The 8,488-nt window shown below is 29.9% G+C and carries 10 protein-coding genes and 1 pseudogene; all 11 read right to left on the reverse strand.

Going from position 1 to position 8,488, the window contains the following annotated elements; genetic code table 11:
* Positions 1-193, reverse strand: a pseudogene (locus tag J7M77_RS05935) (ATP-binding protein); the annotation flags it as partial.
* Between the two features lie 135 nt (positions 194-328).
* Complete coding sequence (locus J7M77_RS05940) at positions 329-592, reverse strand: hypothetical protein (RefSeq protein ID WP_296876917.1); 264 nt, start codon at positions 590-592, stop codon at positions 329-331.
* A gap of 197 nt (positions 593-789) precedes the next feature.
* Positions 790-1,233 carry an Rrf2 family transcriptional regulator gene (locus tag J7M77_RS05945; protein WP_296876918.1) on the reverse strand — a complete coding sequence of 148 codons (444 nt, stop codon included), beginning with the start codon at positions 1,231-1,233 and terminating at the stop codon, positions 790-792.
* An 83-nt stretch (positions 1,234-1,316) separates the two neighbouring features.
* Positions 1,317-2,273, reverse strand: a complete 957-nt coding sequence (gene tig, locus J7M77_RS05950; RefSeq protein WP_296876919.1) for a trigger factor — start codon at positions 2,271-2,273, stop codon at positions 1,317-1,319.
* Positions 2,274-2,332: 59 nt separating this feature from the next.
* On the reverse strand, positions 2,333-2,974 hold the full coding sequence (locus tag J7M77_RS05955) for an HAD family hydrolase (RefSeq protein WP_296876920.1): 642 nt from the start codon (positions 2,972-2,974) through the stop codon (positions 2,333-2,335).
* Between the two features lie 52 nt (positions 2,975-3,026).
* On the reverse strand, positions 3,027-4,370 hold the full coding sequence (locus J7M77_RS05960) for a cellulase family glycosylhydrolase (RefSeq protein ID WP_296876921.1): 1,344 nt from the start codon (positions 4,368-4,370) through the stop codon (positions 3,027-3,029).
* Between the two features lie 122 nt (positions 4,371-4,492).
* Positions 4,493-5,065 carry an SOS response-associated peptidase gene (locus tag J7M77_RS05965; RefSeq protein WP_296876922.1) on the reverse strand — a complete coding sequence of 191 codons (573 nt, stop codon included), beginning with the start codon at positions 5,063-5,065 and terminating at the stop codon, positions 4,493-4,495.
* A complete protein-coding gene (locus tag J7M77_RS05970) occupies positions 5,058-5,822 on the reverse strand; it encodes an arginase family protein (protein ID WP_296876923.1) in 765 nt (254 codons plus the stop codon). The genes J7M77_RS05965 and J7M77_RS05970 overlap by 8 nt, the downstream gene beginning before the upstream one ends.
* Before the next feature lie 16 nt (positions 5,823-5,838).
* Complete coding sequence (locus J7M77_RS05975; RefSeq protein ID WP_296876924.1) at positions 5,839-6,384, reverse strand: DNA-3-methyladenine glycosylase I; 546 nt, start codon at positions 6,382-6,384, stop codon at positions 5,839-5,841.
* A 64-nt stretch (positions 6,385-6,448) separates the two neighbouring features.
* Entirely contained in the window at positions 6,449-7,456 is a 1,008-nt protein-coding gene (locus J7M77_RS05980; RefSeq protein WP_296876925.1) for a LacI family DNA-binding transcriptional regulator, read from the reverse strand.
* A 153-nt stretch (positions 7,457-7,609) separates the two neighbouring features.
* The coding region (locus J7M77_RS05985; RefSeq protein ID WP_296876926.1) for an RICIN domain-containing protein at positions 7,610-8,488 on the reverse strand (879 nt) is incomplete at its 5' end.

The following is an 8,488-nucleotide window of genomic DNA, read 5'->3' on the forward strand; positions in this document are numbered from 1 at the left end:
CTATGATATTCGTTTTTCCAGAAGCATTTGGTCCATAAATAACAGATGAACATATTGCATTGATTTTCTTCTTTCCAATGACTTCTTCAAATACACTATAATCCAATCCCTTTTGTTTAGGTGCAGGGATCATTGAAAAAGAGACTTCATCCTGAAAAGATTTATAATTTTCAACTTTAAAATCTAAAAGCATATTTTCACCTTCCTTCACTTTTTCATTAACATTTTAACATAAAGATAACTCCCATTAAATGATTTTGCATTTTTTTTGCAAAATCATTTAATTTATTAATCAATATATGCCTAAAACTTTGAAAATATACATATTTTATTCATTTTTCTCTTTTTTATCTATTATCTCTTGCAGACTATTCAACATTTCAGATAAAATATTTGAATTCATCATGACTCTGGCTGCATATAATTCTATCATCTGATCAAGGATCTCATTTTGTATATATTGAAAATCAAGTTTTCTGCTTTTGGTAAAATCAATATCAGGATCGACACAGAAAATGGAACGGACATCAGCCAAACGGGAGATAACAGTAAATAAAGCAGTTTTAAGATGTTTATAGCTATTTCTGTTCAAGTACCTCCGACATATATCTATAAATAATTGACCTATATCAATAATACTATTGATAATAGGCCATACACTGTCGTTAAAATATCAATACTTTTCTTCAAAAACAACAATTATTCTATCCTCGCGCCCTATAAAAAAAGAGGGAGATATTTCATATATCTCCCTCCAAGGTCACCAAGACTTAACTTAATGACATTAGCCTAGCACCCTTCTTTCTTTACATAATAACGGGTATCATCAATTACTTCCTGCAATGTAATGGAAGCTAATTCCTGCTCCATCGCCTTTTGTACACGTTCTAATTTATCATCTAAAATATTATGAATATTTTTACCAACCGGACAATTAGTATTAGGATTTTCATGAAAATGGAATAATTGTTCATTATCAATACTTTCTACAGCATTAAAAATATCCAATAAATTAATTTGGTCTAATTCTCGAGCAATTGTAGTTCCGCCAGTGCCCCGCTGGACATTAATCAATTTATTTTTCTTTAACGATGAAAGAATTTTTCTAATGATCACGGGATTTACATTTACACTGCTAGCTAAAAAATCGCTAGTAATTTTATGTTCTTTACCAAAAGTATCAATGCAGGCAAAAATATGAACAGCAATTGTAAAACGACTTGATATTTGCATAACTTAATTCTCCTTTTTACCTATTGTAATCGTTAATCATTGTAATGTCAACGATTACAATATAAAAACGAGCGCACGCTCGTTTATTTATTCGTTACTTCTGCTTGATCTAAAATTAAGCGACTTGCTTTAATTCTCGTTAAATCACGTTTTAAATCAGCTAATTCAATTTTCTTTAAAATCTCTTCACTAGTAGTTTGATTAGCCTTAGCGATCATTTCAATTTGTTCCTTAGCTTCTTCATCACCAGTAACTAAGTTTTCAACCTTAACAATTTCATCAATAATTGCTTCAAAAACTGCCTGTTGTTTAGCTCCTGGTAATAACTGCTGTTTTAAAACTTCAAGATCCATATTCATCATTTGAAGATATTGTTCCAACTGCATCCCTTGACTAGCTAATTGCATTCTTAAATGTTGCATTTGTTGATTTAAAGCATTATCAACTTCTTCATCATTAACTTCAACTTCACAATCATCAATTAATTTAGCTAATACAGCATTTTCAACTTGAGCAGCATATTGCTGGTCATGTTGCATTTGTAAAGAATTGCTAATTGATTCTTTTAATTGTTCTACAGTTTCAATATTTGGTGCTTTTAATGACGCTACGAATTCATCATTTAAAACTGCTTCTTGTTTAGTTTCAATTTCATGAACTGTTACCGTAAAAACAACATCAGCTCCAGCTAAGTCACTAACTCCATAATTTTCAGGGAAAGTTAAATTCAAATCACGAGTTTCTCCTTTGGCCATTCCGATCATTTGTTCTTCAAATCCAGGAATAAATTGTCCCGAACCAATTTCTAAACGATGATTTGAAGCCTTACCACCTTCAAAAGCAACCCCGTCTTTAAAACCTTCAAAATCAATTGTAGTAATATCGCCATTAGCTACCGGTCCTTCTTTTTTTACTAATGGTGTATTTTGAGCTAAAATATTTTCAATTTCACGATTAATTTCAGCTTCACTAACAGTTGTTTTAGCTCCAACTTCAACACTAATTCCTTGATATTTTCCTAATTTAATTACTTTACTCATTTAAATCCTCCTATAATATCAAAGAGATTTTAACATAGATAATCACTAAAGCAAAGCAATTATCGTAATAAGTCAGCTAAATTTTCAACCGTTTCAACAATATAATCAGCCTGATAGGTTGTTAATTCATCCAGGGTTCCATAACCATATAATACCCCAATACAAGGAATCTGATTTTCATGAGCTCCAATTAGATCATGTTTACGATCACCAACCATAATTACCTCATCTTTAGGAATTTGATTTTCTTTGATCACATAATCAATTACATCGCCTTTTTTCTCTCTGGCATTAAATTCACTCCCGCCAACAAACTCAAAATATTTGCTTAGATTAAAATGTTCAATTATTTGTTTAGCGAATTGTTCGGGTTTTGATGTAGCTACATATAACTTTTTTCCAGCCTCAAGCAATGTTTGTAAACACTGTTCAATTCCCGGATAGACTTTATTATCAAAAATTCCCTCAGTTTTAAAATATTCCCGATATTTAACTACAGCCTCATCAGCTTTTTTTTCATCAAAGCCATAAAACTCTTGAAAGGAATCTCTTAGCGGGGGACCAATAAAAGGTAATAGATCATCAAGATCATTTACCTCAATTCCATAATAATTCAATGCATAGCGCACTGATTTAGTAATTCCGGCTTTAGGATCTGTCAAAGTTCCATCTAGATCAAATAAAATATACTTATAATCCATAACTTCCTCCATAACTGCAATATTATCAATTATCATAACATTAATTACTACTTTATTCAAAAGTAATTTTTTCGATTTCCAAATTACCCGAATACTGTAAAATCAAACCAATATCATTATATTTTTGTTGTGGTGTCAAAGTTTTATTATAATCTTTAGGTGTTAAGGTCATCGTCTTACCATCTAACTGATAATCACAGTTCCAATAATCATTAACTTTTACTTCCTGATTAAATTCAACTTTAATTGTCCAGTTAGTTCTACTTTGTTGATTATTTTGGATTATCACACTATATTTTTGAACATTTTCATTACCATTTTGCCATGATTCATCAGCATTGATAATCACATTGACTTTATCACTATCAGTTTCAATCTCATTATTCATGTATTTTTTTAACCATAAACCAGAAACTGAATAATCTTCATCATTAAAATCACTTACTTTTTGACAACTTTCTTTGAGTATCGAACTAGTTTCATTTTTATTAGAAATATTCCAGGCAACATAACTAATGTTTTTTTCCGTTAACAGATCTAGCCATTTTTTAGCTTCATCTTCATTGATAGCACCATTACCAGAAGCATCACAGATCCCAAATTCACTGACAAAAACCGGTATTTTTTTATCTAATGCATTAAGCAGCTTACTACGAAGCTCCCCACGGTGACTATCGGCATAAAAATGCAAAGCATAAACGATATTCTTATCCTCAATCGGTGTAATCTGATCAACATCTTGTGACAAATTTGGAGTACCAACGATAATAATAGCATCATCGTCATATTCTCTAATGATCGAAATCACTTCCTGGCTGTAAGTTTTAATCTCGTTCCATGAAGTTGTTCCATTAGGTTCGTTACAAATTTCATAAATAACATGTTTTTCATCTTGATAAGTGTTAGCCATTTCTTTAAAGAAAGCTAATGCTACATCCTTATGTTGTAATGGATTTCCATCACTTAAAATATGCCAGTCGATAATAGCATACATATTTAACTCTTTAGTATACGCTACTCCACGATCAATCAGTTCTCTTAATTCCTTTTGCCGATTTTCATCTACAGTACAATAACCCTGATTGCCATCAGTATACATCGCTAAACGAATCGTATTGATATTAAAATCTTTTTTTAGTGATGAAAACGTTTCTTTAGTTACATATTGAGGATACCATCCTAGCCCATGAGTCGATAATCCTTTTAATTGGATAATATCATTATTTTCATCTTTAAGAACCGTTCCATCTACATGCAAAGCTAATAAACCCGTTAACTTCTTTTCTTCTTGAACTTCTTTAGTAGTATCTTTTTTAGTTTCTTTTTTCGCTGTTTTTTCCTGACCTTGACAACCACATAATAAAATTAATACCAGTAACCAGATCCATTTTTTCATTGCGATCTTCCTCCTTTTCTTTATTATAATGTATAAAAGTCTTTTTCAAAACAAACAAGTTATTAAATATTTAAAAGGGAGCTAAATATAACTCCCCTAATAACTATTTTGTAATTATTTGCTTAAAATAAACTAGTTTGTAATACACCAGCTGTTATTTTTAAGTGCTGATAGTTAGTTTTTAATAATGAATCAATATTTTCATTATTTAACCATTGCTGCATTTGTTTTTGATTAAAAATTAACGGCATTCGGCTATGAATACCTTCCATTACACCACTTGCATTAGTGGTGACAATTGTTACTTCCTGATTATTTCCATTATTTCGATATAATCCTGCCATAAACATCAATTTCTGATTATCATTTTTAAAAGTAAAGCGATGCTTATGCTGATCCCATTCATAAAATCCCGAAGCTGGAATAATACAGCGATGATTTAATACATCTTCTTTAAATAATTTCTTTTCAAACAATGTTTCCTGCCTAGCGTTAATAATTAATTTATTTTCCAAAACACGATAACCCCATGTTCCTAGTTTAGCTACTAACTGTTTATCTTTAATGATAAAAAACGGAATTTGATCGCTAGGATAAAAATCTTTTGCACTTAGTAAATCTAATCCAAAATTATAACCAATCTTTTCCTCTAATTCCATCAACATCTTTAACTCTAAAAAATATCTACTACACATTTTCCTTTAACTCTCTTTGAATAAATTCCATGATTTGATAATTTAAACGATCATTATCTTCAATATTATGTAATGTTGCCACTTCATTTCCACATTCACCACAAACATCAATCCCCAATACATCACTTCGTTTAATGACATCAGCTAGAATCAATTTCAATTCCAAAAAAGCCATTTTTCCTTGCTGCCAATCAGTTTTAATGACTCGTTTACTTAAAACATCTTTATCAATTGAAACATAAATAGGATATTGTTGTAATAAATGATGTACTTCTTGTATCTTTTGAATATCAACACTATCTTGATCGGTAAAATAAATAATTTGATCAAGATAATGACGATCAATTAATTCTACCTGGCTAGAATCAATCCCGATCATAATTACTTTTTTTAAATGTTGTAAATTTTTTAACGCTTCTAAAACCCAAGAACCACAGCTAAGCAGATCACCAAAAACAGGTTTTAACATATCACAATGATGATCTAAAAACACCAAGACAAAATCTTTGGGGATTTTTTCTAACCAGAACAGACTTACATAATGAAAATTGCCCGAATCAATAAAATGAATTCCCTGATATGATAAATCCTTAATTCGCTTACATATTTCCTTAGCCGCTTCATCACTACAATAACCATGCGTTCCCTTAATATCTAAACAGTTGATCCAGTTAATTCTTTTATGCTGATAAAAATGTTCATGTTCATAAATACCAGTAAAATCCATTACCGTAACTTTATTTTGATCATTGACCAATCTAACATCATCTCCATTAATAACAAAAACAATCTAATTCATGGTCATCAACAATTCCAATTGCCTGTAAATATGAATAAATCGTAACTGACCCGACAAAACTCATTCCCCGTTTTTTTAGATCGTTAGAAATAGTATCTGATAAAGGTGAAGTTGTTTTGATTTGATCATCTATATTTTTAATAATTTGATGATTACTAAATCCCCAAATATAATTAGAAAAACTGCCAAATTCTGCTTGGATTTTAATAAATATTTGGGCATTTTTAACTGCTGCCTTGATTTTTCTTTGATTCCGTACAATTTTATCATTTTGCATCAATTGAGCTATCTTTTGATCATCGTATCTCGCAATCAATTCAACGTTAAAATCATCAAAAGCTTCTTTAAAAGCCGCTCTTTTATTTAAAATCGTGATCCACGATAAACCAGCCTGGAAGGTTTCTAATAAAAACATTTCATATAACTTATGATCATCATAAACCGGTTTGCCCCATTCATTATCATGATAATCTAAATAAACTGCTGATTTACCATTTACCCATTTACATCGCTTTACCATATTAACCTCCTTAATTTTTATAAATCAAAAAATAACCAGCAAGTATCGTTAAAACTTGCCAGTATTATAAAGTCGATTCATTCCAATTAACATAACAATCCAATACTTGTTGTCCAGGTATTTCATCTTTACCCTCGATTTGGTCAATAACTATTTTAGCCGCTTCCAAACCCTCTTCAAAAGCAGGTTGAACAATTGTTGTAACACTTGGAGAAGAAAAATTAACCCACTCCATATTATCAAATCCCATCAAACCCAAATTAGGCATTTGTTTTCGATGGTGTTTTAATGCAATAAATACAGTTGGTAAAGCCCAGCAATTAGGGACAAATATTAATGTCTTTTTACTAAAATCTATTCTTTCATCTAAAAAATCAGCAATGATTTCTGGTTTAACTTGATCATTTTCAATGATAAATGTTTCTTGTGTTAAATCATGATCAGCTAATGCATCAATAAACCCACTTGCACGTTCTAATCGAGTACTTATTAATTGGGGATCTGCCGTCAATAAGAAGAATTTTTGGTATCCTTTTTCTATGCATTTAACAGTTGCGTCATATGTTGCTTCATAATTATTAGTTTTAACCCATTTAGTTTTTAGATCATATAATTTACTATCAAAAAAGACAAGTGGTTTTTTCAATTCGGTTATTTTTTTTGAGATTTTTCTAAATTGAGCCGTTGGTTGAATAATAAATCCATCAACTCCCATAGCTAGCATTCGTTCTACATAATTCTCTTCTCTTTTATGATTGTAATCACTATTTCCTACAATAATCTGGTATCCGTCTTTACTTGCTGCTGATTCAATTCCTTTTACAATTTGATTAGAAAAAGTATTAGTTATATCACCTATCAAAACACCAATTAATTTACTTTTTTTTGAATTTAACGATCTAGCAGCTATACTAGGATGATAATTTGTCTTTTTTATTATTTCTGCAATTTTAGCTTTTGTTTCAATTGACATTTTTTCCGTTTTACCATTCAAGTAAAAAGATACCGTTGTCTTAGAAGTGCCTGCCATTTCAGCAATATCTTTAATTGTTATTTTGCGTTCATTTTCCATATTATCTCCTTAAAAACTTTATATTTTAATATTAGCACAGAAAAGTATTTTAGTAAAAAGGTTTACTAAAATTTTTGATTATAAATACTACTATTTTTCAAATAAAAAGGATTAAAACAATACTTATGTATTAATCTTAATCCTCTTATATTTTTAATGACTAATCTTTCTTTTAAAGTTTGTTAAAAGTAATAAGCCGGATAAACAAGTCATAATCAGAAGTTGACTAATCACACTATCGTCACTAGTATCTACTGAAACAATTGTGTTGTCTTGTTTATTGGTTTCACTATTGCCAATAGAAACTGTTCCTTCATTTTCCTTTTCTATTAAAACTAATTGATTATAAGCGGCTTTCAACTGATCATATAGTGACTGTATTTCCAAAGAATCTATTTTACCATTTTTAGCATCTATTATACCTTGTTTTGCATTTTGTAAAGCTAAACTAAATCTTTGAAAACTATCATTAGTGTATTTATTATCTTCATTATTAATATTTTCTAACTCACTAATTAACGCTTCTAATTTACTTGTATCGGCTAACTCAATTTTGCTTAAAGCAACATCCTTAGTGTTATACATTAATATTAGCTTTTCATCATTTTCTATTTCAGCACTACTGTTAGTTATCTTAGTTCCTAAACGTAATGATAATGTAGCATTAGCTGGATCATTTTCGTTTTCAACATGGACATAAACAATTCGATTATCATGACTAACAGATTCTAAATAATAGAAAGCTGCACCAGTACTCTTTAAAACAAATTTTTCATTATCACCAATAGTAGTTTGATTAGCTTTAATAATATTTTCCCCATCAATTAGCTCATCAGTAACTGATAAATAAGTGTTTGTAGTAACACATCTAATTGCATAAGTTCCATCTTGATTATTTTCAATTTGGAAGTATGGAGCATCAGCTTTTTTACTTGAAGCTGTAACTTCTCCAGTTTCAGTAACTGTAAAATATGAATTTAATGTTTCTGGAATGTTATCAACAATCTCACCATATTTTTTTACATCATTCCA

Origin of the sequence: Thomasclavelia sp., assembly GCF_017889095.1 — a bacterium.
In the GTDB taxonomy this organism is placed as follows: domain Bacteria; phylum Bacillota_I; class Bacilli_A; order Erysipelotrichales; family Coprobacillaceae; genus Thomasclavelia.